This is a genomic window from Arthrobacter sp. KKT183, assembly GCF_055657625.1.
The window spans coordinates 194,542-219,644 of sequence record NZ_CM145770.1 but is presented as its reverse complement, the minus strand read 5'-3'; the positions used below and the strand labels follow the sequence as shown (position 1 = coordinate 219,644).

At 63.7% G+C, this 25,103-nt stretch carries 22 protein-coding genes; 10 read left to right on the top strand and 12 right to left on the bottom strand.

Annotated elements, in window-relative coordinates:
• Positions 1 to 5: 5 nt before the first annotated feature.
• The 3 genes from ACZ2GY_RS01130 to sigK form a co-directional block, all read right to left on the bottom strand.
• A complete protein-coding gene (locus ACZ2GY_RS01130; RefSeq protein WP_056545938.1) occupies positions 6 to 428 on the bottom strand; it encodes a DUF3151 domain-containing protein in 423 nt (140 codons plus the stop codon).
• Positions 428 to 1,447 carry a class II fructose-bisphosphate aldolase gene (gene fbaA, locus ACZ2GY_RS01125; RefSeq protein ID WP_277357329.1) on the bottom strand — a complete coding sequence of 340 codons (1,020 nt, stop codon included), beginning with the start codon at positions 1,445 to 1,447 and terminating at the stop codon, positions 428 to 430. Before fbaA ends, ACZ2GY_RS01130 begins: the two co-directional genes overlap by 1 nt.
• A 96-nt stretch (positions 1,448 to 1,543) precedes the next feature.
• A complete protein-coding gene (gene sigK / locus ACZ2GY_RS01120) occupies positions 1,544 to 2,149 on the bottom strand; it encodes an ECF RNA polymerase sigma factor SigK (RefSeq protein WP_346027867.1) in 606 nt (201 codons plus the stop codon).
• Positions 2,150 to 2,317: 168 nt separating this feature from the next.
• On the opposite strand from sigK, the gene ACZ2GY_RS01115 reads away from it, so the two are divergent.
• Positions 2,318 to 2,827: a MarR family winged helix-turn-helix transcriptional regulator gene (locus ACZ2GY_RS01115; protein ID WP_346027866.1), complete on the top strand. Its 510-nt coding sequence runs from the start codon at positions 2,318 to 2,320 to the stop codon at positions 2,825 to 2,827.
• Here ACZ2GY_RS01115 and ACZ2GY_RS01110 read toward each other — a convergent pair whose 3' ends face one another.
• Complete coding sequence (locus ACZ2GY_RS01110; RefSeq protein WP_471672722.1) at positions 2,828 to 3,460, bottom strand: TrmH family RNA methyltransferase; 633 nt, start codon at positions 3,458 to 3,460, stop codon at positions 2,828 to 2,830. It abuts the gene before it with no gap.
• 81 nt (positions 3,461 to 3,541) lie between these two features.
• On the opposite strand from ACZ2GY_RS01110, the gene ACZ2GY_RS01105 reads away from it, so the two are divergent.
• Entirely contained in the window at positions 3,542 to 4,321 is a 780-nt protein-coding gene (locus tag ACZ2GY_RS01105) for an HAD-IIA family hydrolase (RefSeq protein ID WP_157359012.1), read from the top strand.
• Between the two features lie 122 nt (positions 4,322 to 4,443).
• Here ACZ2GY_RS01105 and ACZ2GY_RS01100 read toward each other — a convergent pair whose 3' ends face one another.
• The 4 genes from ACZ2GY_RS01100 to ACZ2GY_RS01085 all read right to left on the bottom strand — a co-directional run bounded on the left by ACZ2GY_RS01100 (position 4,444) and on the right by ACZ2GY_RS01085 (position 8,862).
• Positions 4,444 to 5,442 carry a thioesterase domain-containing protein gene (locus ACZ2GY_RS01100; RefSeq protein ID WP_471672720.1) on the bottom strand — a complete coding sequence of 333 codons (999 nt, stop codon included), beginning with the start codon at positions 5,440 to 5,442 and terminating at the stop codon, positions 4,444 to 4,446.
• Between the two features lie 10 nt (positions 5,443 to 5,452).
• Positions 5,453 to 6,016 (bottom strand): orotate phosphoribosyltransferase, encoded by a 564-nt coding sequence (gene pyrE / locus ACZ2GY_RS01095; RefSeq protein WP_056545924.1) that lies wholly within the window; start codon positions 6,014 to 6,016, stop codon positions 5,453 to 5,455.
• Positions 6,017 to 6,253: 237 nt separating this feature from the next.
• On the bottom strand, positions 6,254 to 7,201 hold the full coding sequence (locus ACZ2GY_RS01090) for a TIM barrel protein (RefSeq protein WP_471672717.1): 948 nt from the start codon (positions 7,199 to 7,201) through the stop codon (positions 6,254 to 6,256).
• Between the two features lie 452 nt (positions 7,202 to 7,653).
• A complete protein-coding gene (locus tag ACZ2GY_RS01085; RefSeq protein WP_056545920.1) occupies positions 7,654 to 8,862 on the bottom strand; it encodes an ROK family transcriptional regulator in 1,209 nt (402 codons plus the stop codon).
• A gap of 240 nt (positions 8,863 to 9,102) precedes the next feature.
• Here ACZ2GY_RS01085 and ACZ2GY_RS01080 point away from each other — a divergent pair, with 240 nt between their 5' ends.
• From ACZ2GY_RS01080 to ACZ2GY_RS01045, 8 genes are all read left to right on the top strand, one after another.
• Positions 9,103 to 10,170 (top strand): sugar phosphate isomerase/epimerase family protein, encoded by a 1,068-nt coding sequence (locus ACZ2GY_RS01080; protein ID WP_277357322.1) that lies wholly within the window; start codon positions 9,103 to 9,105, stop codon positions 10,168 to 10,170.
• Positions 10,171 to 10,250: 80 nt separating this feature from the next.
• A complete protein-coding gene (locus ACZ2GY_RS01075; RefSeq protein ID WP_471672716.1) occupies positions 10,251 to 11,501 on the top strand; it encodes an inositol-3-phosphate synthase in 1,251 nt (416 codons plus the stop codon).
• Positions 11,498 to 12,391 carry an SCO3242 family prenyltransferase gene (locus ACZ2GY_RS01070; protein WP_346027860.1) on the top strand — a complete coding sequence of 298 codons (894 nt, stop codon included), beginning with the start codon at positions 11,498 to 11,500 and terminating at the stop codon, positions 12,389 to 12,391. The genes ACZ2GY_RS01075 and ACZ2GY_RS01070 overlap by 4 nt, the downstream gene beginning before the upstream one ends.
• Positions 12,388 to 13,875, top strand: coding sequence for an EboA domain-containing protein (locus ACZ2GY_RS01065; protein WP_471672714.1), 1,488 nt, complete (start codon positions 12,388 to 12,390; stop codon positions 13,873 to 13,875). Before ACZ2GY_RS01070 ends, ACZ2GY_RS01065 begins: the two co-directional genes overlap by 4 nt.
• A 13-nt stretch (positions 13,876 to 13,888) precedes the next feature.
• Positions 13,889 to 14,767: a TatD family hydrolase gene (locus ACZ2GY_RS01060; protein ID WP_277359034.1), complete on the top strand. Its 879-nt coding sequence runs from the start codon at positions 13,889 to 13,891 to the stop codon at positions 14,765 to 14,767.
• Entirely contained in the window at positions 14,767 to 15,891 is a 1,125-nt protein-coding gene (gene eboE / locus ACZ2GY_RS01055; protein WP_277359035.1) for a metabolite traffic protein EboE, read from the top strand. The genes ACZ2GY_RS01060 and eboE overlap by 1 nt, the downstream gene beginning before the upstream one ends.
• Before the next feature lie 59 nt (positions 15,892 to 15,950).
• A complete protein-coding gene (locus tag ACZ2GY_RS01050) occupies positions 15,951 to 17,372 on the top strand; it encodes an alkaline phosphatase family protein (RefSeq protein WP_471672712.1) in 1,422 nt (473 codons plus the stop codon).
• A gap of 209 nt (positions 17,373 to 17,581) precedes the next feature.
• Entirely contained in the window at positions 17,582 to 19,780 is a 2,199-nt protein-coding gene (locus tag ACZ2GY_RS01045) for a PQQ-dependent sugar dehydrogenase (protein WP_277359037.1), read from the top strand.
• A 120-nt stretch (positions 19,781 to 19,900) separates the two neighbouring features.
• Here the strand turns inward: ACZ2GY_RS01045 and ACZ2GY_RS01040 are convergent, their stop codons facing one another.
• The 4 genes from ACZ2GY_RS01040 to ACZ2GY_RS01025 form a co-directional block, all read right to left on the bottom strand.
• On the bottom strand, positions 19,901 to 21,133 hold the full coding sequence (locus ACZ2GY_RS01040) for an ROK family transcriptional regulator (protein ID WP_471672710.1): 1,233 nt from the start codon (positions 21,131 to 21,133) through the stop codon (positions 19,901 to 19,903).
• Between the two features lie 121 nt (positions 21,134 to 21,254).
• Positions 21,255 to 22,337, bottom strand: coding sequence for a polyprenyl synthetase family protein (locus ACZ2GY_RS01035; RefSeq protein WP_471672709.1), 1,083 nt, complete (start codon positions 22,335 to 22,337; stop codon positions 21,255 to 21,257).
• A gap of 81 nt (positions 22,338 to 22,418) precedes the next feature.
• A complete protein-coding gene (locus tag ACZ2GY_RS01030) occupies positions 22,419 to 23,489 on the bottom strand; it encodes an ABC transporter permease (protein ID WP_056545904.1) in 1,071 nt (356 codons plus the stop codon).
• Positions 23,486 to 25,006 carry a sugar ABC transporter ATP-binding protein gene (locus ACZ2GY_RS01025; protein ID WP_471672708.1) on the bottom strand — a complete coding sequence of 507 codons (1,521 nt, stop codon included), beginning with the start codon at positions 25,004 to 25,006 and terminating at the stop codon, positions 23,486 to 23,488. The genes ACZ2GY_RS01030 and ACZ2GY_RS01025 overlap by 4 nt, the downstream gene beginning before the upstream one ends.
• Between the last annotated feature and the right edge of the window lie 97 nt (positions 25,007 to 25,103).

Genomic DNA, 25,103 nt, shown 5'->3' with positions numbered 1-25,103 from the left:
GCCGGCTAGGAACCGGAAAGCTTCTCGCTTGCCTCCGGGTCCGATTCGCGCAGGAACTTCGCAATGCGCTCCGCCTCATCGATCTCACCGATCGAGGCCGCCGCACGGCCGAGCGCGTTCAGCGCGCGCAGGAAGCCGCGGTTCGGCTCATGCGAGTACGGCACCGGGCCCGCTCCCCGCCACCCGTTCCGGCGGAGCGCATCCAGCCCGCGGTGGTAGCCGGTGCGTGCGTAGGCGTAGGACTCGATGGTGCGTCCGTCGCCATACGCCTCGTCGGCGAGGATGGCCCACAATAACGACGACGTCGGGTGCTTGGCTGCCAGATCGACAGCCTCGTCCCCTGCCGCCAGCCGGGACACAACATCCGGTTCCTCGGGAAGGAGCGTAGGCTCCGGGCCCAGGAGGTTCTTGCGGAACTCGTCCGACATCAGAGCTTCTTGCCCGCTGATCCAAGCGACTTGGCGGCCTCGACAACACGGGCTGCCAGGCCGGCTTCTGCGGACGCACCCCAGACGCGCGGATCATAGGTCTTCTTGTTGCCCACCTCGCCGTCGACCTTCAGGACGCCGTCGTAGTTCTTGAGCATGTGGTCCGCCACCGGGCGGGTGAAGGCGTACTGCGTATCCGTGTCGATGTTCATCTTGATCACGCCGTAGGAAACGGCGTCAGCGATTTCCTGGTCCGAGGAGCCGGAACCACCGTGGAACACGAGGTCGAAGGGCTTGTCCTTTCCGATCTTCTGACCCACCTGCTCCTGAATGTCCTTCAGGATTTCGGGGCGCAGCTTCACGCCGCCCGGCTTGTAGACTCCGTGTACGTTTCCGAAGGTCAGCGCAGTGATGTAACGGCCGTGCTCGCCGGCTCCGAGGGCGTCAATGGTTGCCATTGCGTCTTCCACCGTGGTGTAGAGCTTGTCATTGATCGCGTTTTCGACTCCGTCTTCCTCACCGCCAACGGTGCCGATTTCAACCTCGAGAATGATCTTCGCCGCAGCGGCGCGGGGCAGGATTTCCTTGGCGATCCGCAGGTTTTCCTCGAGCGTCTCGGCCGAACCGTCCCACATATGGGACTGGAAAAGCGGGTCTTCACCGCGCTTGACTGCTTCCTCCGATGCGGCCAGCAGCGGCAGCACGAAGTCGTCAAGCTTGTCCTTCGGGCAGTGGTCCGTGTGCAGCGCAATGTTGACGTCGTAGCTCTTGGCGACCTCGCGCGCAAAGGCTGCAAAGCCGAGGGATCCGGCAACCATGTTCTTGACGGAGGCGCCGGACCAGTAGGCTGCACCGCCCGTGGAAACCTGGATGATGCCGTCAGAGCCCGCTTCGGCGAAACCCCGAATGGCCGCATTCAACGTCTGGGAGGACGTTACGTTCACCGCCGGGTAGGCGAAGCCGCCGGCCTTGGCGCGGTCGATCATCTCGGCGTAACTGTCCGGTGTGGCGATGGGCATGGCAACTCCTCGTATGGGTTTCGGGCACTCAAGGCTCACGCAGGTGAAGCCTCGCTTCTGTCCCATCCTAACGAGGGCGCTAATTGCGCGGAAACCTTACGGCGCGAGTGATGAATTGGGTTCGAGTGCATCCTTGAGCCGTGCAAGGCCGTCGCGGATCCGGGCCTTCACCGTGCCGAGAGGGGTTCCCAACACTTCCGCCACCTGCGCATAGGTGAGCCCCTTGTAGTACGCCATCTCGATTGCCTGCCTCTGCTTCTCGGTCAGCACACCGAAGGCAGCCTTCACCGCCTGGGACTCGTCCTGCGCCAGAACCGATTCCATGACGCAGTCAAAAGGCGTCAGCACCTCGCCAGTGGACCACCGGTTGAACCTGTTCCGATGAGCCTGCTCCGACCGGATCCTGTCCACTGCACGACGATGCGCGAGTGTCATGAGCCACGCGATGGGCGATCCGAGTGCCGGTGAGAATTCCGGCGCCTTGTTCCATACCTGAAGGAAAACCTCCTGGGTCACTTCCTCCGACATCGTGGGGTCTACGACGATCCTCCGCACCAGCCCGAAGATCCGCGCGCTCGTGGCCCGGTAAAGGGCGGTGAATGCACGTTCGTCACCCAACCCCACCTGCATGAGGAGAGAGGCGAGGTCCGGCTCCGGCATCTCACTCAGCGAAGGAAGTCTCTCCGCAACGGTCACCGACATGAGACAACCTGACGTGAGATCCGGGGCGGTCTGTTAATTCTCATCGTCATCGCGGTTGGTCCTTCTGATAGTTAGCCTCCTAGCAGTTCTACACCCATTTCCCTAGGAAAACTAGCTACATGGTAAGCGTCCTGCAAGGCTCGCTAACAAAATGCTAGGCTGACAGACATGAGCACTCTTCCGCAGGCTGTTCCCGTCACGGGGGGAACCTTGACTGACCGGTTGGATCCGGGTATCTCCGTGCTCAACGCCTTACGGGACTACCGTGCCTCCGAAACAGCCATGCGCCGACGCACTCGCTCCTCCACCGGCATGGGCGAAACCGACTTCCTTGCGCTGCGCTACCTGCTTGAGGCGCAGCATGATCATCGCGAAGTCAGCCCCAAGGAACTCGCTGTTCGGCTGGGGATCTCCTCTGCCTCCACCACGAGCCTCATCGACAGGCTGGCCCGGACAGGGCACGTGCGGCGCAAACCGCACCCCAGCGACCGCCGGGCACTGGTCCTGGAGGCGAGCGCAGAGCCGGATTGCGACGCCCGGCGGACCATGAGCAATACGCACCAGCGGATGATGGATGTCGCTCAGACGCTCCCACCGGGGGATGCGGCCGTCGTCGTTGACTTCCTTGTCCGGTTGCGCGAGGCCGTGGACGGGATCGACGCGGACCAGCAGGGCTGACTACTGCGGAATGGTGTGTTGCCCAAACACGTGGCGCCGCACCCAGCCGTGCATGGCGATGGCCGCTGCTGCTGATGCGTTGATCGAACGGGTGGAACCGAACTGGGCGATGGACAGCGTGGCATCGGCGGCGGCATGGACTTCCGGAGTGAGGCCCGGGCCCTCCTGCCCGAACACGAGCACGCAATCGCGCGGCAATTCATACGTTTCCAACGGCACGGAATCGGGGAAATTATCGATACCGATCACACGTAGCCCGGCTGCCTGCGCCCACTCGACAAACTCCTCAACCGTGGGATGGTGCCGAACGTGCTGGTAGCGGTCGGTGACCATGGCTCCGCGGCGGTTCCACCGTCGTCGTCCGATGATGTGCACTTCACGCGCCAGGAAAGCGTTGGCCGTGCGGACCACTGAGCCGATATTCAGGTCATGCTGCCAGTTCTCGATGGCCACGTGGAAGTTATGGCGCTTGGAATCGAGGTCGGCAACGATGGCGTCATGCTGCCAGTAGCGGTATTCATCAACTACGTTCCGGGTATCCCCGTGTGCCAGCAAATCCGGGTCCCAGTGCGGACCAGAGGGCCACACGCCCTCCCAGGGACCCACACCCACGGTTGCCGGAGCGTTTTCCACAGTTTCTTCCACCCCCCAAGACTAGAGTGAAAGACTGATGCCGGGTTTATGTCCCCTCCAACGTCGTCACGGAAGAAGCAAATGCGCGAAAACGAACACATCGAGTGCTGGCTGACTGATATGGATGGCGTCCTGGTCCACGAGAATCAGGCCATCCCGGGAGCTGCGGAGCTAATTGACCGGTGGGTGGCAACCTCCCGCCGCTTCCTCGTTCTGACGAACAACTCGATCTACACCCCGCGTGACCTGGCTGCACGGCTGAAGGCCTCCGGACTCGAGGTTCCGGAGGAGAATCTGTGGACTTCGGCGCTCGCCACAGCGCAGTTCCTGCGCGATCAGCTGCCCGGCGGCCGAGCTTATGTGATTGGTGAAGCCGGACTGACGACGGCGCTGCACGAGGCCGGCTTTGTCCTCACCGACCAGAATCCGGACTATGTGGTGCTCGGCGAAACGCGAACCTACTCGTTCGAAGCGATCACAAAGGCCATTCGCCTGATCCTGGACGGCGCCCGGTTCATTGCCACCAACCCGGACACCACCGGCCCCTCCAAGGAGGGCCCGCTTCCCGCCACCGGGGCAATAGCGGCGCTCATCACAGCGGCAACCAACCGCGAGCCGTACATCGTGGGCAAGCCGAACCCGATGATGTTCCGCTCGGCAATGAACCAGATCGACGCGCATTCGGAGACCACCGCCATGGTGGGTGACCGCATGGACACGGACATCATCGCGGGCATGGAGGCCGGTCTCCATACTGTCCTGGTGCTTACCGGCATCACCAAGCGGGAAGACGTCGATGCCTACCCGTTCCGGCCGGCGCAGATCGTGGACTCCGTGCAGGACCTCATCGAGCAGGTCTGATGCCCGGCATCCTCAACCTGCGGGACATCGCCGCCTAGCTCTGGGCTGCATTCCGCGCAAGTGCGAGGTCTGCCACCGTTCTGAAGCGACTATAGGCAGGTTGGCGCCGGTTCTGCACGAAACTAGGAGATGCTCTTCACTGCTCCACCGGTGGGAATCGGAAGGAATTCCTGCTGCAGTTCGCGCACCGCAGCCTGGTAAATCAGCGGGTTCCACTGCGGGCTGGCGTGGGGCGGGAGAGCACCCTCGGTAATGAGGTCCGCTGAAACCAAGCTGTCCGGGAAGGCCGCCGCCCAGCCGGGACGCGCCGTCGCGTAATCCACCGTGCCGTCATTCGGGTTGCCGATGAACGCCAGTTCGGTGCTGCTGCCCAGACTGAACCGGGCAACGTTGTAATGAAAGATGTACGACGCCTGGGACTGGATCAGCACACTGGACGGAGCCAACGGTGAGAGCTGCTCAAGGGTCTGATCGACGATCTGCGACCAGGTGCGCTCGTTCTTGTGCACAATGCGCTCAGCCAGCTCGTAACTGCCGCGAAGAACGGTGGGAACACGGTAACCGGCCTCGTAAAGGTAGACAACGCCGTCGAACATTGCCTGGTCGATCACGTCAAACCGGTCATGCGGGCTCGAATCCAGCAGGATGAACCGGACGTCGATACCCACCTCACGAAGCCGGGAAGCAACCTCCACAGCCACCATTCCCCCGAAGCTGTGTCCGTAGAAATACAGGGTGTCAATCTGCTGGGTGCGGATGTAGCGCCGCAGGGAGCCGACGATGGTGGAGATATCCAGGCCCCGGTTGGAGTAGCCCATGACGGCCAACCGTGCCCGCCGGCTGAGCACCGGCCGGAGCGAGTTCATGATCCAGACACCTTCTTCCCAGCTCGTCTTGTATCCCGGGAACAGGATCCAGCGAGCGTTGGGGAAGGTGGCGTCTGCGTACTCATCCTCCACAGGGATAATGGTGAATTCTTCGCGGGCTTCCTGGATCTGGCGCGTAACGAACAGGTCCGTGGCCAGGGCCAGCCCAAGAGCGGAACCGGTAAGGAAGCGCCGGCGCGACATGCCTTTCAGGCCATGCGCATAGGTGAGGAGCCGCTCCGGATCGGTGGTCATGGGTTGGCCATTACTCCAGACCGAGTTCGTCCTTGCTGAACGCGAAGAGGTAGGGCACGCCCGCTTCGGATTCGATCCGCTCCTTCGAACCGGTATCGCGGTCCACGATGACCGCGACTGCCACTACATTCCCGCCGGCCTTGCGCACGCCCTCCACTGCGGTGAGCGCGGATCCGCCGGTAGTGGAGGTGTCCTCAAGAACGACGACGTCGCGACCTGCTACATCCGGGCCCTCGACCTGGCGGCCCATTCCGTATGTCTTCTGCGCCTTGCGCACCACGAAGGCGTCAATAGCGCGTCCGTCCCGGGTGGCGGCGTGCATCAGCGCTGTTCCCACCGGGTCCGCCCCCATTGTCAGGCCGCCCGCGCTCTGGAAGGTGATGCCGGCGTCGTCGAGCAGGCCCAGCATGACCTCTCCCACCAGCGCCGACGCTTCATGATGCAGCGTCACCCGGCGGAGGTCGATGTAGTAGTCCGCCTCCTTGCCGCTGGAAAGTGTGACCTTCCCCCGCACCACCGCCAGTTCCAAAATGAGATCGCGGAGTCGGTCACGGGCGGTGGGGATATCGGTCATGGGAATCAGTTTAGACGGGGCGACGGTTGCACATTTCAGCTCAGCGCATCATTCCGGTGACGATTGCGTGGGCGTTTGCCGGGTAAAACCTGCCACCCTGCTGTACAGGGCTTTCCCAAGCCCCGACGACGACGAAAGCCGGGCAGGTGCCTCTGTGGGAGACATCTACCCGGCTTTCACCGGACGGCTCGACTGGGAGCGTCGGTCCGCTCTACGGCTCTACTGGAGCAGTTCCCACTAGAAGCGGAGCGCACGCAGGTAGTCGTAGCCCACCTCTGCGGTCTGCAGGGGCGTGACGTCCGGCTGGTCGTTCTCGACGATGTATTCCTTCGGTGTGTGGGCCCGGAAGATACGCGCAAAGTCGATGATTCCGGTGCCGAGGTCAGCGAAATTGCGGTCGCCGTCGAGGCTCTCCTTATCCTTCACGTGGTACTGCAGAACCTTCTGCGGCGCCTGCTGAATGGTGTCGATGGCGAACTGAACGGGATCTTTCGCGCCCACGCCAACACCGCCGGTGACAGCCCAGTACAGGTCTACCTCCAGGTGGACCAGTTTGGGATCAAGGCGGCTGGTGAAGATGTCCCATGGGGTCTCTCCGCCGCCGACGTCGGTCGTGAACTCGTGGGCGTGATTGTGGTAACCGTACTTGAGCCCGGCTGCGCGGGCAGCTGCGGCCTCCACGTTCATCTGGTCCGCCCAGCGGCGCCAGTCATCCCCGGAGGTTGAAGCCAGATACGGCACGTTGATGTGCGTCTGGCCGAGGGTGACGGCGTTCGCGATCTTCGCCTCCAGTGCGGCCGGCGAGGAACTGATGCCGTCGTGGCTCGATGATGGGGTGATGCCAAGCGAATCAAGGGTTGAGCGCATCGATTCAGCGGTGCGTCCGTAGAGGCCGGCAAGCTCAACCTTGGTGTAGCCGAAGTCAGCAAGGCTCGCCAGAGTTGCATCCACTCCCTCGCCGCGCATGATGTCGCGCAGCGTGTACAGCTGGATGCTGATGAGTCCGGGAGGCACCGGCCGGCCCTTCCTGCCACCGGGAGCGGCGATGGCAGCAGTCCCGCCAACGCCGGCCAGACCCATTCCTACACCGACCGCTGCGGCTCCCCTCAGGAAGCTGCGCCGGTCAACCCCCTTCTCTTCCAATGAACGACGAAGGGCGCCTGGGGCATTGAATCCAAAGCACATATGTTTGCCTTTCCTGGCACTGGATGCGTTCCGCCGCCGACCTTGGTGGGGAAGCATGTGAAGCTGCGGCGCAGCAATTGGTTACGGGGCTCACGGCAGGAACCGAAGCAGCCGGGCAGCAGCGCTACCCACGGTTGGTTGCCTCACCCACAGCGTCCTCGCCGTGCGCTCAACACACCACCGTTGCCGTCAATCGGTGCCAGACGCGATAGTGGCAGGAAGTCATGGTGCTGATGTAATCCGAGCTTTCACAACCACAACTTCCCCGATTTCAAGAGCAATTGCACCTGAAATCCAGGCAGGAAGGTGTTGACCCTCCCGCCTGGCCAGCCGGCGGCGACGCTTACCGGGAAGGTCAGTGCCGCCGTCGTTCGGGCTTGTGGTCTGACCCTAATTCGGGGTTTTGTTGTCTGTCAAGCAAAAGTCGGAAGGGTGTCAGAAGAAGTCGGCGGCTAGCCCGCCATCGAGTCAGACAGGCCCAGGACCATGGCATCGATGCGCTGTGGGGACATGGCATGGTGGATGGCCAGCATGCTGGCGCCGAGCACGCCGGCATCGAGGCCGGAACTTGACTGCACAATCTGCAGGTGCTGGGTAGCCAGGGGGATAGTTCGGGAGTAGACCACTTCGCGGATGCCCGCGATGAAGTGCTCGCCAGTGAGTGCCATCGAGCCACCGATGACAATGACGGACGGATTGATGAGGCTGACACAGGCAGAGAGCACCTCACCTACATCCCTGCCGGCCTGGCGCACGGCATGCACGGCTTCGGTGGTTCCCGCGCCAACCAGCCGAACCACATCCTCGCTGGTAGTGGCTTCCAGTCCGAGGGCGCGCAATTTCGACGCGACGGCCGGCCCGGATGCCACTGCTTCCAGGCAGTCCTTGTTCCCGCAGTGGCAGGGCACGCCACCGCCGTTGTGCACGCGGATATGGCCGATGTCCCCGGCGACGCCGTCTGCACCGCGCTGCAGCATACCGCTGGAGACGATGCCCGAGCCGATGCCGGTGGCGACCTTGACGAAGATGAGGTTGTCTACTGTGGGCCAGGCGACGTTGCGCTCACCGAGCGCCATGATGTTCACATCGTTGTCTACGAGGACCGGCACGTGGAAGTGGGCCTGCAGGTGGCCCGGCACGTCGAAACCGTTCCAGCCGGGCATGATCGGCGGGTTGATCGGCCTGCCGGTCCGGTGCTCCACCGGGCCGGGCACGCCGATGCCGATGGCCAGCAGGTCTTTGACGGCCCGCCCTGATTGCTCGAGCAACTCGGTACCCAACTCCACAACTGCCTGCAACACAACATCGGGGCCCTGCGTGACTTCGATGGCCCGCGAAGCTTCATGCAGGCGGTGGCCCGTCAGGTCCGTAACCGCGACGTGCAGATGCGAAGCGCCAATGTCCACACCGAGTACTACCTTGCTGCCGGCCTTCAACGCGATACGTGAGGAGGGACGCCCGCCGGTCGAAACCGCATCATCCACGAAACCAACAAGACCGAGTTCCATGAGCGCCTCGATGCGCAGCGTGATGGTGGAACGGGCAAGGCCCATTTGCTCGGCGAGCTCGGTCCGCGTACGCGGACGGCCATCGCGCAGGATCTGGAACAACTCGCTCGCGCCGGATGAACCAAGGCCATTGAAGCTACTTATGTCACTCATCGACTAATTACAGCACACCTTTCGACGAAACAGAGGGTTGGAAGCGGGCTCGGTGGGCACCCGGAAGAAAGGGCGCGTGCACGCGCTTCAACCGCTTCCACCGCCGTCGAAATGATCGAATGCCACGCAATCCGCGTTATTGCCCGCAATTTCGTCTTATTGGTCACGTTGGGTTGCGCGAATATATCGAAGGAACCACTACATCCGTTGGTCATCGTCATTAGTCGTGTTAGGTTCTTTGTGACCGGCGTCTCTCCACAGGTCTCCCAGCAGGAGAGAACCTCCGGCACAGCTACGACGCAGCATCACTTCAAGGAGGAAGCTTTGATCAAGGACACCCGTACCGGCAGCACCCGCTCACACCGGGGGGCTATTCGCAGGCTGGCAGGCGCCGCTTCACTTGCCATCGCGGCGACCGCTCTATTGACCGGGCCCGCTGCTGCGGCTCCCGCGTCCAGCAATGCAAACCCGGCAGCCGACTGCGCAGGCAAGAGCATTCCGGCCAGCAAGATTTCGTTCCAGCTCTACAGTTACGCGGGCTGGCAGGGGGAGATCGGTACCGAGGCCGTCCTCGCCGAGCTGGCTGAGATCGGCTACAAGAACGTGGAGCCGTTCGGCGGTTCCTATGAAGGACGAAGCGCGGAGGAGTTCCGTGCACTGCTCAAGGAATACAAGCTCAAGGCTCCGTCGGCGCACGGAAGCACAGCTGAAGCGACCTTCGACCAGACCCTTGCGTACGCCAAGACCATCGGCCAGAAGTACACGGGATCCGGCGGCTGGGCCGCACCCGGTATCAACAGGGATGGAAGCAGCACCTACGCAGACGTGCTGGCCACCGCCGAGGCAATGAACCATCTCGGCCAGCTCTCCGTCGAGGCCGGCACCGGCAAGCACTTCGGGCATAACCACTGGTGGGAGTTCACCACGCTGGTTACCAACCCGGAGACCGGCGAGCAGACAACCGCCTATGAAGTGCTCCTGGCGAACACCGACCCGCGTTACGTGGCCTTCCAGCTGGACGTGTACTGGGCATCTGACGCGGGAGTCGACGTCGTCGACCTGCTTGAGCGCCACGGTGACCGGATTGAACTGCTGCACATCAAGGATGGCGCACTGCCGGCCGACACCCTCGGTTTCGAGAGCTTTCCCCTGCTGACCGACGTCGGAGAAGGGGACATTGACTGGGCGCCCATTCTCGACGCCGCGCAGGGCCATGTGAAGTACTACGTCATTGAACGCGACGGCGCCCCGGCGACGGCGGAGTTCGCCGAGGACAGCTTCAACTTCCTCACCTGCTACTCCTACTGACGCGCAAGCTCTCCGGGTGGTCCTGAACAGGTCCGCCCGGAGGGCCTCAGCGCTGCCGAACTTTCGAAAGGAACACCGAATTGGGTACATCAGCCGAAGGAACTCAGAGCGAGGCCGAAAGGTCAGAATCAACCGCTCCTGCCTATGGCAGGACCGGCATCTGGCTCATCGGTGCGCGCGGATCCGTGGCCACCACTGCCACGGTGGGACTCGCTGCCATCTCTTCGGGCCTTGCCCCCGCCACGGGCTGCGTCACGGACCAGCACTCCTTCAATGCGGCTCTGCTTCCCGACTTCACCGACCTCGTGGTGGGCGGACACGACATCAGCGGCGTCTGCATGACCAAGCGTGCCGAGGCACTCGTTGATTCGGGAATGCTGCCGTCTCACCTGCTCGAATCCGTCCGCTCACAGCTCGGTGAGGCGGACCAGCGCGTGCGGCCGGGTTACGACCCCGCACAGAAGTCCGAGTCACAGGAAAAGGTGGCCCAGCGGCTCGCGCAGGACATCACCGACTTCAAGCAGGCCAATAACCTTGACCGCGTCGTCGTTCTTGATGTCGCTTCCACCGAGGCACCCGTTGAACCGATCGCCGAGTTCTACAACGTAGACCTGCTTCTCGCCGCCCTGAAGGATCCGGCCCGCCGCGTGTTGCCGCCGAGCTCGGTGGGCGCCTACGCAGCTATCCTGGCCGGTTCCCCCTATGTGTGTTTCACACCCTCCACGGCTCTCACCATCCCAGCGCTGCGTGAGCTCGCCGCCCGGCATCAGGTGCCGTCCGCCGGCCAGGACGGCAAGACCGGCCAGACCTGGCTGCGGTCAGTCCTCGCACCCGCTTTCGCAGCTCGCGGGCTCCGTGTCCTGTCCTGGGCCGGCACCAACCTGCTCGGCGGTGGGGACGGCGCAACCCTCGCCGATCCGCAGGCCGTCTCAGGCAAGCTTCAGTCCAAGAACCGCGGCCTGCAGGAGCTGACGGGGGGTGCGGTCACTCCGCTTCACATTGACAATGTCCAGGATCTCGGTGAAACGAAGGTGGCCTGGGACCACATCAACGTTGAGGGTTTCCTCGGATCGCGCCTGACCCTGCAAACCACCTGGAGCGCCTACGACTCCATGCTCGCCGCTCCCATGGTGCTCGACCTCGCCCGGCTGATGGCCCTCGCCCACGCTGCGGGAGAGGAAGGCAATGTCGAGGCACTGGGGTTTTTCTTCAAGGATCCCTGGGGCAGCGACGAGCACTCGTTCGCCAACCAGACCCGCAACCTCGTGGAGTGGGCGGAGACGGCAAGTGCCCGGTTGGCGGCCGGCGGCGGGAGCTCAGAGCAGCCGTGAGCGTCAACGACTACCTTGAGCTCGTGCGCGCGCCGGCCGTGCTGACGGTACTTGGCGACACTCTCGCGGGCGGATCTGCAGCCGGGCATGCACTAGGCGGCCGCCGGGTGGCTCTCCCTTTGGCGAGCGCGTGCCTTTACGCCGGCGGCATGGCACTCAACGACTACGCCGACCGCACAATCGATGCCCGCGAGCGCCCCGAGCGCCCCATTCCGTCCGGGAGGATCAGCGCACGCAGCGCTCTTGCTGCCGCCGCGGGTTTGACCGTCGCCGGGCTGGGCCTCAGTGCGGCCGGCGGAGGCAGGCCGGCGCTGGCGGTGGGAGTTCCGCTCGCAGCCTCCATCTGGACTTATGACCTGATCGCCAAGAATCATGCCGTCCCCGGCGCGCTCACCATGGGCGCCTGCCGTGCCCTTGACGTCCTCATGGGTGCCGGTTTCGGGCACCTGCGCCCCGCCCTGAGTGCGGCGGTCATCATGGGCGGCCACACGGCCGGGGTCACCGTCCTCTCCCGCGGGGAAGTCCACGGAACAACGCCGACGACGGCTTCCGGCGTCGCTGCCGGCACCGCCCTGCTTGCCAGTGCAGTAGTGGGCGGCACTCTGCAATCCGGTGGCAAAGAGTCCCGCAACCAAATCCTTGCCCTGCTTGCCGCTACAGCTGCCTACGCCGGCCGGTGCGCCCCGGCGCAGGTGCGCGCTGCCCGCAACCCGGTGGCAACAAATGCACTCGACGCCACTAAGGCGGGCATTCGCGCAATGGTGCCGCTGCAGGCAGCGCTCACGGTTCGCCACGGAAACCTGGCCGCCGCAGGCGTGCTTGCGTCGGTGGACCTGTTCGGGAAGCTCATGCGCACACGTTCGTGGAACAGGAAGTTGAGCGAGTCATGACGGCATCACCATTGCCCTTCAGCCTGGGATACGGCACCAACGGATTCACCGACCACCCCCTTTCAGTGGCCCTGGATCTCCTCGCCGAGCAGGGCTATGGAGCAGTGGCTCTGACCCTGGGGCATCCACACCTGGACCCGTTCGCCGAGGACCTGGCTGAACAACTGCAGGCCCTGCGGAAGACGCTCGGTGAGCTGAAGCTTCGCGTGGTCATCGAAACGGGCACCCGCTTCCTGCTCGATCCGCGCCACAAGCACCGTCCCGCCCTGGTGGATGAGGAGGCCGAAAGCCGCGTTGCCTTCCTGCGCCGCGCCGTCGACATCGCGGCAGCGCTGGAGGCAGAGTGTGTCTCCTTCTTCTCCGGGGTCCTCCCGGAGGGAACGTCCCCGGAAACGGGGTGGCAGCGGCTCACCGAACGTGTGGCGGGCGTCGTTGAGTATGCCCGCGACAAAGGCGTGCTGCTGGCCGTGGAGCCTGAGCCGGGCATGCTGGTGGAGACGGTGTCGGACGCCCTGCGCCTCCGGGCAGAGCTCGACAACCCGGACAACCTGCGGATCACCGTGGACATCGGGCACTGTGTAGTGGTCGAACCGGACGGCATACGCGGGGCACTTCTTGAGGCCGGGCCGCTGCTGGCGAACGTCCAGCTGGATGACATGCGCCCGCACGCCCACGAGCATCTGCCGTTCGGCGAAGGAACCGTGGATTTGCCCCTCGCGCTCGGCACCCTGGCCGAGTTGAACTACCGCGGTGTGGCCGCCGTCGAACTGCCGCGGCACTCCTACGACGCACCGGGACTCGCCGCCCGCAGCATCGCGGCGCTCGGCGACGCCTGGGCGGAATCAGTACGCAGCAGGGAATCTGAGCGCTGGCTTCAGGAGAGCACGACGGCGGTCACCGCCGATCCCTCCACCCTCACCACCGTCTTCGCCCAGGCCGGGCGCCGGCTGGGCCGCACGCCCCTGTACCCGGATGCCGACCCCACCGGCGTACTCTTCGGTACCACCAGCGACTCCGCCCGTGGCCTGCTGCTCGGCCGACTCGGTGAACTGCTTCCGCCCGAAGAGCTGGCGCTTGCGCTATCGGCACTTTACGACGGCGGTGACTCCGCGGAGCGCCGCGGCGTGCTTCGCGGACTGGCAGCGCTGGCCGCGCGCTCACCGAAGCTTCCCGACGTCGTCGTAATCGCGGGATTGAGGCTCACCACTGAGGCCCTGAGAACCAACGAAAGCGGCCTTGTTGCCGCCGCCGTCGGGCCGTTTGCAGCCGCCTACCTGGACCAGCACAGCTGGCGCCACGCCGTGCTGAAGCTGGTGTTCATGGGGGTCAGCCTCCGTGCCGTCACGGACCTGCAGGAACGTGCGGATGACGAGCTTGCCCGGATGGCAGGCGACTTCGCCGCCGAACGGACAGCCGCTGGGCGGCCGGTCCCGGACGACGTCACGCTGCTCCTGGCCACCTCCAGCCATTCGACCACTTCCTAAGGGGAAACCAGCCATGCGCATTTTTGACCCTCACATCCATATGACCAGCCGCACCACCAATGACTACGAGGCGCTGTACGCCAGCGGTGTGCGCGCGCTCGTTGAGCCGGCTTTCTGGTTGGGGCAGCCGCGCACCAATGTCGGTTCCTTTCTCGACTACTTCGACTCGCTGCTTGGCTGGGAGCGGTTCCGTGCCGCGCAGTTCGGCATCCGGCATCACGCCACGATCGCCCTCAACCCCAAGGAGGCGAATGACCCGCGCTGCGTTCCCGTCCTCGAGGAGATCCCCCGTTACCTCGTGAAGGAGGGCGTGGTCGCCGTCGGCGAGATCGGGTACGACTCCATGACTCCCGCTGAGGACCACGCGTTCAGCCGCCAGTTGGAGCTTGCCCTCGAATATTCGCTGCCGGTCATGGTGCACACACCGCATCGGGAGAAGCTGGCCGGCACCCACCGGACCCTTGATGTTGTCCGCGAATCCGGCATCGCCCCCGGCATGGTGGTGGTGGACCACCTCAATGAGACCAACGTCGAAATAGTGAAGGACGCGGGCGCGTGGATGGGCTTCTCCATTTATCCCGACACCAAAATGGATGAGCAGCGCATGGTCGCAATTCTCAGCCGCTACGGAACAGAGCGCGTGCTCGTCAACTCCGCTGCCGACTGGGGCCGGTCTGATCCGCTCAAGACCTCAAGCACCGCACACGCCATGCTTGATGCCGGTTTCACCGCCGACGACGTCGATCAGGTCCTCTGGCGCAACCCTGTCGAGTTCTACGGTCAAAGCGGCCAGCTGATCCTCGACCCGATCCCCGGCTTCGACGCGGCAGAGCCTCCCAACGCTACAGCGGGATTCGAGGGCAACTCGGTCCTGCGGGGTGCACGCGCCTGATGCTCCTCTCCTACTGCACGAACGTCCATCCGGCCGAGGACTTCGACGGGCTGATCCGGCAGCTTCACGAGTACTCCGGCCCCATCCGGCGGAAGGCGGGCCTGAACATTCTCGGCGTGGGGCTCTGGCTTCCCGCCGGGCTGGCGCGCCGGCTGGCCCACAATGCCGATGATCTGGCGGCGCTCCGTGAGGTCCTGTTGGTGGAAGGCCTCCAGCTGCACACCATCAACGCCTTTCCCTACGGCGGTTTCCACAACGAGGTGGTCAAACTCGACGTCTACAAGCCCACCTGGGCTGAGCCGAGGCGGCTGGAATACACCCTCGACTGCGCTGAGATCCTGGCTGCGCTCCTGCCGGAAAACACAGCCGGCTCGATCTCGACGCTGCCCCTTGCCTGGCGGGAACCCTGGACACAAGCCGACGACGACGCCGCCACCGCCGCTTTTGTGGAGCTAAGTTCCCGCTTGCGGGAGCTGAAGGAGCGTACGGGAAAAACTGTCCGCATCGCCGTCGAACCGGAGCCGGGCTGCGTACTAGATACGGTCGCCGATGTTGCCGGCTGGCTGGAAGCGCGGATTGACCGCGGCATTGATCCCGAGTTCATCGGCCTGTGTGTGGACACCTGTCACCTCGCTGTGTCCTTCGCTGACCCGGTTGACGCCGTCAACCGGATCGAAGCGGCAGGCCTAAGAGTGGTCAAGATTCAGGCCTCGGCCGCCCTGCACGTAACCGACCCCTCCAGCGCCGCCGCACGGGCCGCACTCACGGCCTTCGCCGAACCGCGCTACCTTCACCAGGTGCGGGAACAGGGTGAGAACGGAATCCTGGCTGCCGATGACCTGACGGAGGCCCTCGACACCCTGCCCGGGAAGGCGCCCTGGCGGGTTCATTTCCACATCCCGCTCCACCACATCCCCTCCTCCCCGCTGGAGACAACTGCCGCTGTGCTGCGGCACACCGTGGCCGAGGTTTCCCGCAGGCACTACGGCTGGGAAGTGCACCTGGACATCGAAACCTACACCTGGAGCGTCCTGCCCAGCGGGCAGGTGGGAATTGTCGACGGCATCGCCGCCGAGATCGGGTGGGCCGAGTCCCATCTGCTCGCGGCAGCACCGGCGTCGTAATCGCTGGGAGCACTTGAGCATTCATCCGTATTTAGGTAAGACAACTGCAAGGAAGAACCGTGAAACCAGTACTGCTGCTGGATGTTGTGGGGCTGACTGCCCTGTCCCTCCGTTCAATGCCCCGCCTGAGCAAACTCGCGTCACAGGGATGGTCGTCCGAACTGGCGACGGTCCTGCCGGCGGTGACCTGCACCGTGCAATCGACCATGCTGACCGGACTGGCTCCGGCGCAGCACGGCATTGTTGGGAACGGCTGGTATTTCCGCGAACTGGGAGATGTGCACCTTTGGCGCCAGCACAACAGGCTGGTTTCCGGAGAGAAGATCTGGGAGGCCGCCCGGCAGCAGGATCCCGGGTACCGGGCAGGTAATATTTGCTGGTGGTACGCCATGGGAATGACCACTGATCTTACTGTGACCCCTCGACCGATCTACCATGCGGACGGACGGAAATCACCGGACGCGTACGTGCGTCCGCCAGCCCTGCATGATGAGCTGGTGGGACACTACGGCGAGTTCCCGCTATTCCAGTACTGGGGACCGACCGCGGCTATCCAGTCGACGCAGTGGATTGTGAATTCCACCCGCCATGTCCTGCGGAACCAGGCGCCGGATCTCCTGATGGCTTACGTGCCGCATCTTGATTACGATCTTCAACGGTTCGGACCGGATTCACTCCAGGCAGCCCAGGCAGCAACCGACCTGGACGGGGTCCTCGCCCCGCTGCTGGACGAAGCCGAGGCGCGCGGCTACGCGGTGATTGTCGTCTCGGAGTACGGCATCGAGGAAGCGCGAAAGCCGGTGGACATCAACCGGACGCTTCGGCGTGAGGGTCTGCTCGAAGTGTATGTGCAGGACGGGAAGGAGCAGTTGGACCCGTGGACCTCGCGGGCCTTCGCCGTTGCAGACCACCAGGTTGCCCACGTATACGTCTCCGACCCGGCGGATGTTAAGCGCGCGGCTGTGATTCTTCGCGCAACCGACGGGGTCGATGAGGTCCTCGACCGCGAAGCGCAAGCCCGTTACGGGCTCGACCATGAGCGGTCCGGTGAGCTGGTAGTGGTTGCCGAACCCGGCGCATGGTTCACGTATTACTTCTGGCTCGACGATGACCGGGCTCCGGAATACGCGCGCGGGGTCGATATCCACCGAAAGCCCGGATACGACCCGGCTGAACTTTTCTTCAACCCCGCGGACAGACTGGCCAAGGCAAAGGCCGGCCTGAATCTGGCCAAGAAGAAGCTCGGCCTGCGGTATGCCATGAACACCGTGCCGCTGGACCCGACGCACGTTCGCGGAACGCATGGACGGTTACCCGATTCGAAGAACGGCACGCCCCTGATCATCGCTTCCCACGACCAGGTCCCGGCGTCCATCGAAACCCTCGTGAACGGTGGCAGGCAGGTGCCGGCGGCTGCGGTGAAGCAGCTGGTGCTCGAGACACAGGGGATGCGAAGCTCAACGACCGCAGCCCTACTTTAGCTGGATTGAACAACAAAGATTTTCTGGCGCGCGTTGGTGCCGGTTTCACTGGACACAAGTCACTTTTGCACGCCCGGAATCTGTTTGCGTGTCGGAAGAATTGCGAACTTTGTTTATTGAAACCACTAGCGGAACTGAGACGCTTCTACTAGCGTTCTAGGTGACCTGACTCCGGCTGGCCCGGGTCCTCAAAGGCGAGAAGAAAGTGAATGATGACAGTCAATCAACACGGGATAGCGCAAGCTTCCGGGCATCGAACCGATGCCGCACGATTCTCAATGAAGCGCGCTGCACGAGCGGGCGCAGGTTTGGCAATGGTGGCACTGCTGGCCACCTCATTCGCCGCTGCACCGGCTCAGGCCAAGGACGCCGCAGCACCGCCGGTGGCTCCGCCGGACGCAAACTTCGAAAAGGTGACCCTGAATGACACGCCGGGTGAACCGGTGGACCTTGCGGTCCTCCCCAACAATGACGTCCTGCACACCACCCGCGGCGGCGAGGTGTGGCTCAATGATGCCGAATCCGGCCTCAACACTCTGGCGGCAACCCTCGATGTCTACGAGCATGACGAGGAAGGTCTGCAGAGCGTCGCGCTCGATCCGAACTTCGGAACCAAGGGCAACAACTGGGTCTACCTCTACTACTCGCCTCCGGGGGACACTCCGGTAGATGATCCGGCCACTGAGGGCATCAACGAGGGTGACGCACCGACCACCGGCACCGCCGCCGATTTCGCGCCCTTCAAGGGCTCGCTTGTCCTGTCCCGTTTCCAGTTCGACGGTTCCACCATCGATCTGGCCAGCGAACAGGAAATCCTCGAGGTTCCCGTTGACCGCGGCATCTGCTGCCACGTCGGCGGCGACATCGTCTTCGATGCCGAGGGCAACCTCTACCTGTCCACCGGCGATGACACCAACCCCTTCGCATCCGGCGGCTACACCCCTATTGACGAACGCCCGGACAGCAACCCGGCATTCGATGCACAGCGGACCTCCGCCAACACCAATGACCTGCGCGGCAAGGTTCTCCGGATCACCCCCACCGAGGGCGGCGGCTACACCATCCCCGAGGGCAACCTCTTCGAACCGGGAACTCCACAGACCCGCCCCGAGATCTACGTCATGGGCCTGCGCAACCCGTTCCGCATCGAGCTCAACCAGAACACGGGTGAACTGCTCATCGCTGACTACTCCCCCGACGCCCGGTCAGCCGATCCGCTTCGTGGTCCGGCAGGAACCGGCAAGTGGATGTCGGTGACCGAGCCTTCCAACTACGGCTGGCCCTACTGCGCCACCGCCGAACTGCCGTACGTTGACTACAATTTCGCCACCAACACCTCCGGTGAGACGTTCAACTGCGATGCTCCGGTCAACGAGTCCCCGAACAACACCGGGCTCCGCGAGCTGCCGCCGGTATCCCAGCCTCAGGCATGGTACTCGTACGGCGCTTCGGCTGAGTTCCCTGAACTGGAGACCGGCGGAATCGGTCCCATGGCCGGGCCTGCCTATGATTTCGACAAGAAGGCCACCAAGGGCCGCGCACCCGTCGCCTGGCCGGAGTACTACGACGGAATGTCCTTCTTCTACGAGTGGACCCGCGACTACATCAAGGGCATGACCACCGCCGACGGTGAGCTCGTCTCCATTGAGAACGTGGTGGACTCGCTGGTCACTGACAACCCGATCGACATGGAGTTCGGCCCCAACGGCGCGCTCTACGTACTCGAGTACGGCGACGGCTACTTCGGCGAGAACCCTGATGCGCAGCTGTCCCGCATTGATTACATCGGCGAGAACGGCAACCACAGCCCGGTAGCAGTGGCCTCCGGTACTCCCACCGTTGGTTCAGCCCCGCTGACCGTCCAGTTCTCAAGCGAAGGCACGGCAGACGCCGACGGCGACAAGCTGCGTTACGCCTGGGACTTCAACTCCGACGGCACCGTGGACTCAACAGAGGCGAACCCCACGTTCACCTATGAAGAGATCGGCTCCTACACCGCAAGCCTTCAGGTCACCGACCAGGGCGGAAAGCACCGGGGAAAGCACTCCTCCGCAGAAGTGACGATTGAAGTCGGAAACCAGGCACCGGTTGTCGAATTCATTACTCCGGTTGCGGACCAGCCCTTCCAGTTCGGCGACACCGTTTCCTACGAAGTCCGCGTCACCGACGACCAGCCCGTCGATTGCGCACTGGTTCAGGTCACCTACATCCTGGGCCACCACACCCACGGACACCCGCAGACCACCACCACCGGCTGCACCGGAACCATCACCACCACGGTTCCTGAGGGACACGATCCCGCAGTGGACGATCTCTCGGCAGTATTCAATGCGTCCTACACTGACGCCGGCGATGCGGCTTCCGATCCGCTGACCGGAACCGCTGAAGTGGTGATCATCCCCAACTAATTCCGCACGAATCACGCTGATCGCGCTGTAAGGGCCATCTGGCCCTGATAAGAAAAGCGGATCCTGTTCCAGCAAAGGCTGGAACAGGATCCGCTTTTTCGTGGTCCGAAAGATTGTCCGCTATGCGAAGGAAAGCGGCACGTCGGCGTCGTCGTCGTGAAATCGAAGGAAGCCGGCAGGATTCCGGATGAGGGGTTCGAACGCGAGCTCCGCGGCACCGACCAGAATGGGATCTTCGCCCAGGGGAGCCAGTTCGATGGCCACGCGCTCTCGTGGACCGCGCGTACCCGGAGTGCGCAGCGCCTCGCTCAGGGCGTCGGGGGCGGCGCGATCCAGGATCCGCAGGAACCCTCCCAGTACGATCATGGAGGGATTCAGCAGATTGACGACGCTCTTGAGCCCTACGGCCAGGAGCTGGACCTGGCGGTCAATCAGTTCGCGTAATTCCTGCGATTCCGATTCATCCTGGAGCCTTTCCAGTACGGCTTCTTCGAGGTTCTCCGTCTCGCCGGCAGGCAGACCGACCGCCGCGATCAGCGCTTCCCGCGTGATCTCGGCTTCGAGGCAGCCGAAGGACCCGCAGGTGCATGCCTCACCCCCGGAGCGCACGTGCGTGTGCCCGAGCTGGCCGGCAAAGCCGGTGGCACCGCGCACCAGGCGGCCGCCGCTGATCACGCCTCCGCCGATCCCGCTGGCGCCTCCGTAAAGATAGACCAGGTCTGACACGTCCCGGCCCGCGCCGAAGGTTGCCTGCGCGCGAGCGCCCACCACGGCGTCATTCGCGGCGATGACCGGAAGCTTCAGCGCGTCGCTGAGCAGAGCCGCGAGCGGTTGGTCGCGCCAGCCGAGGTGCGGCGCTTCAATGACAGTGCCATCCCCGGGATCTACCAGCCCCGGAACGGCAAGCCCTACCCCCATGATTCGGTGCCCGGCCGGCAGGGAGGTCCGCATTCCGGCGTAGACAGCAGTCACGATGTTCACGACTTCCGCGACCGACGGCGCACGGACGGTGTGGAAGCGGACCGGATTGACGATGTGGCCGCCCAGCGAGACCAGAGCGACGCTGACGACGTCGATATCCGGATTGACCGACAGCGCCAGCGCTCCGGGACTCGGCTCGATCATGATGCTGGGGCGTCCGTGCTGCTGCGCCTGGTCGAGATTGCTCTCTACGACGAGGCCGAGCTGGACCAGTTCCCCGACAAGCGCCGCAATGGTCGAACGGTTCAACCCCGTGGCGCGGGTGAGCTGTGCGCGGGAGACGCCTGCCATGGAGTGCACGAGCCGCAGCACCGTGGAAAGGTTGTGCTGCCGTGTGGAGTCACGGTTGTTACCGAGGTTGGTGCCGGCCACCGTTCTACCTTCCACCTGGTTCAGGTCCTTCCTGGCGGATCGCCGCGGTGCCGGATTTGTTCCTTCATGATAACGGCAGAACAGGCGGCAGCCCTGAGCCGGGCGAACGGCAGAGGCGCGGTTAGTGTGAGGTGGCCTCGGAGATGGCGGCGAACAGCATGCGCGCAAGGCTGCTGCGCAACCCGTTGGGCACGCCCTCGGACTCCAGGTGCATGACGGCGAGGTGTGCGTTCTCGGTAGCCAGACTGACCGCGAAGTCCCTGGCACCGCAGGCCACCAGCACGGAGCGGACGTACTCGGCGCTGGAGGCTGTCAGGTCCGGGGAGCCGATGAGTGCCGCGATGCTGCTCCATTCCGGCCGCGTTGCTGCATAGGAGAGCAGGGCTGTCCGCTTGCCCTCCCTCAAATCTCCCCAGCTGGTCTTGCCCGTCCGGCTTTCCCTGCCGAAAACACCCAGCAGGTCATCGGAAATCTGGTAGGCGATCCCGGCGTAACGCCCGAAAGACGTCAAGGCCGCGACGACCGGCTCCGGAGCCCCGGCCAGCACGGCTCCAGCCTGTAGCGGCGCCTCGAACGAGTAGACAGACGTTTTCTGGTGGGCCGTCTTGGTGATGTCCTCGAGCGAGGGCATGTCCTGCGTCCGGCTGAACTCAATGTCGAGGACCTCCCCGCCCACTGATGAGAAAACGGCGTCATCGAGGATGTCGCCAAGCCGCTGCGCTACGGCCTCCGGTGCCGCCACGGACCTCAAGAGCCGGTAGGCACCCGAGAGTGCGAGGTCGCCGGCGAGTACTCCTGCCGAAACTCCGGCGTGCTCAGCGGCCGCCGGGGAAGCTCCGGTGCGCAGTGCCCGGTTCCTGTAGTGGCCGGACACGTTGGGGCTGCCGCGACGGACGAAGTCACGGTCAATGACGTCGTCGTGAATGATCAGCGCGCTGTGCAGGAGCTCGTAGACGGCGGCGAGCTGCGCCGCGCTGGAGGCATCAGTACCTCCCAGCTGTTTGTAGGCAAGCAGAACCAGCCGCGGGCGGGAGCGCTTGCCGCCCGCGGCTGCCCTTTCCAGCGATTCCCAGAGACCGAGGTAGGCAGCGTTCACCGATACAGCACGGAGTTTCGCGTCACTGAAGAACCGCTGGAGGGCATCCTCAACCAGGTCGAGGTCTGCGTTGCCGTGCAGCGCGTAGTCCGCGTTCAGGAAACTCACCGACTCACCTTCCGGTTACCGCTGCTCGCCCGGCTCCCTGAGTTCGGGAGCCGGCTGGGTGACCTGCATCCTGGTGCCCGGTCAGGCCTTCGCTGGCTTCGTCTTGGCCCGTCGTGTTTTGCCACTGGCTGCAAAGCGCTGCTGCAACAGAACGGCGACCACGATGATCACGCCTTTGGCTAGAGCCTGAACGGAGGTGTCCAGATTGTTCTGAATGAAGACGTTGGTGAGTGTGCTGAAGATCAGCACACCAAGAACCGTGCCCATGATTGTGCCGCGCCCGCCGATGAGCAGTGTTCCACCAACAACGACGGCGGCAATCGCGTCCAGTTCGTAGAGCAGACCGTGCGTCGAGGTACCCGCGGTAGTACGGCCGAGCATCATGACAGCCGCAATGCCCGCGGCGAGTCCGGCCAGGACGTACAGGTAGACCAGGTGGCGCTTCACCTTGATACCCGCCAGGCGGGAAGCTTCGAGGTTTCCGCCGATGGCGATGGTCCGCCGGCCGAACGTGGTGCGGTTGAGGAGGAACCATCCTGCAACAGCGGCAAGGAGGAAGATCCACACGAGAACAGGAACGCCCAGGAAGTCAGCGCGCATGACCTGCAGGAAGTCCTGGTTGACGACGATCTGCGTGCTGCGCCCGGAGATGAGCTCGGCCAGACCCCGTGCGCCAACCAGCATGGCCAGCGTGGCAATGAAGGCGACGACATTGCCATAAGCGATCACAACCCCGTTGATCAGGCCCGCTCCGGCACCGACCGCGAGCGCCACAAGCACCATGAGAATCCAGGATGATTGCGTAGCGGCCAGCTGGACGCTGGTCAGGGTAGCAACGACGGTCGCCAGTCCCATGACCGAACCGACCGAAAGGTCAATGCCTCCGGCGGTGATAACGAAGGTGACGCCGATGCTGATCACACCGATGATCGAGGCGTACCGGAGGATGGTCAGCATGTTTTCGGGGTTGAGGAACCGGTCCCCACTGGTGATGGCACCCACCACGAACAGCAGCACCAGGGCAATGACCAGCCCCAGGCTGCGGCCTCCGGAGCCCTTCAGGAAGCTCTGTAGCGGGTTGGCCTTCGGGGCGCTGTGGTCGGCCGACGCGTCGATGCGCGGTTCAGCCACCTTGGTTTTCTGCTCGCTCACGCGGCACTTCCCTTCATGACGAGGTCGAGCACTCCGTGCTCGTCTAGATCGCTTGCTTTGGTTTGGGTGATAACGGTGCCGTCATCGATGACGAGGACATTGTCGGCGAGGCCGAGCACTTCCTCGATTTCGCTCGAAACAACAATGATTGCGGTCCCGGCAGCGGCGAGTTTGCGGATGAGCGCGTAGATTTCAGCGCGCGCCCCGACGTCGACGCCGCGGGTTGGTTCGTCGAGCAGCAGCACCGGAGTTCCGTGCACGAGCCAGCGGGCGAGGAGTATCTTCTGCTGATTTCCGCCGGAAAGCGTCCGGGCCGGGCGGTCCGGATCAGCTGGACGCAACTCGAGGGCTGCGATCTGCTCGCGCGCGGCGTTCCGCTCTGCCTTTTCATTCAGATATCCGGAGCGGGCAAAGCGCTCGAAGGTCGAGAGCGTTACGTTCTTGAAGATCGGTTCATCGAGAATCAGGCCCTGACTTTTGCGTTCCTCCGGCGAAAGCCCGATTCCCGCGTCAACCGCGGCTGGAACAGACCCGGGACGCAGCACCTTGCCGTTGACGGATACCGTCCCGGAAGAAGCCTTCCGTGCACCGTAGATGGTTTCAAGGATCTCCGACCGCTTGGACCCGACGAGGCCGGCGAGCCCGACAATCTCGCCTGCCCGTACCGTGAAACTGACATCCTCGAAGTGTCCGGCCAGTTCCAGGTTGTCGACCTTGAGAACTATGGGAGCATCGGACGGTACCGGTGTCCCCTCCGGGAAAACGTTCTCGACATCCCTGCCGGTCATCAGACGGATCAGCTCAGCCCTCGACGTATCGGTGACGCTCAGACCGCTCGCTGTGCTCCGTCCGTCCTTGATCACGGAGATGCGGTCACCGATCTGGCGGATCTCTTCCAGCCGGTGGGAGATGTAGACGACGGCGATGCCCTGGGCCGTGAGCTCGCGCACCACACGGAAAAGGTTAGCCACCTCGCCGGAGTCCAGGATGGCGCTCGGCTCATCCATGATGATCAGCTTGGTATCCCGCGACAGTGCGCGCGCCATGCTCACGATCTGCTTGTTGGCGGCAGAAAGCGAACCGACCTCGGTGGACGGCGAAAGACCGCCGTGCCCGAGCCGCTTCAGCAGGGTACGCGCGATCGCATTTGTCTTCTTGACGTGGAGCACGCCTCCGCTGGCGCGTTCATGCCCGAGGAAGATGTTCTCCGCTACGGACAGTCCATCCACGACGTCGAGTTCCTGGTACATCGTGGCGATGCCGAGATCCAGGGCGGCGGTGGGGCCGGGAATCGAGATCTCCTTTCCCTCCCAGCGGATTTCACCGCCGTCGGGCTGGTGTACTCCGGACAGCGTCTTGATGAGGGTGGATTTACCGGCTCCGTTCTGACCCATGACGCAGTGCACTTCTCCTGGAAGTACCTGCAGGTCGACGCCTTTAAGCGCCTGGACACCAGCGAATTGCTTGGTAATCCCCCAAACTTCGAGCAACGGACGTGGCTGATCTTCTTCGAACATGAGACGAAGCTAACACATTATGTCGGCAATCGGTATAAAGTCGTCGATTTCTTTCGATCTTCTGTTATTGTGATTGCAGTCACGCGAAGAAGCGGCC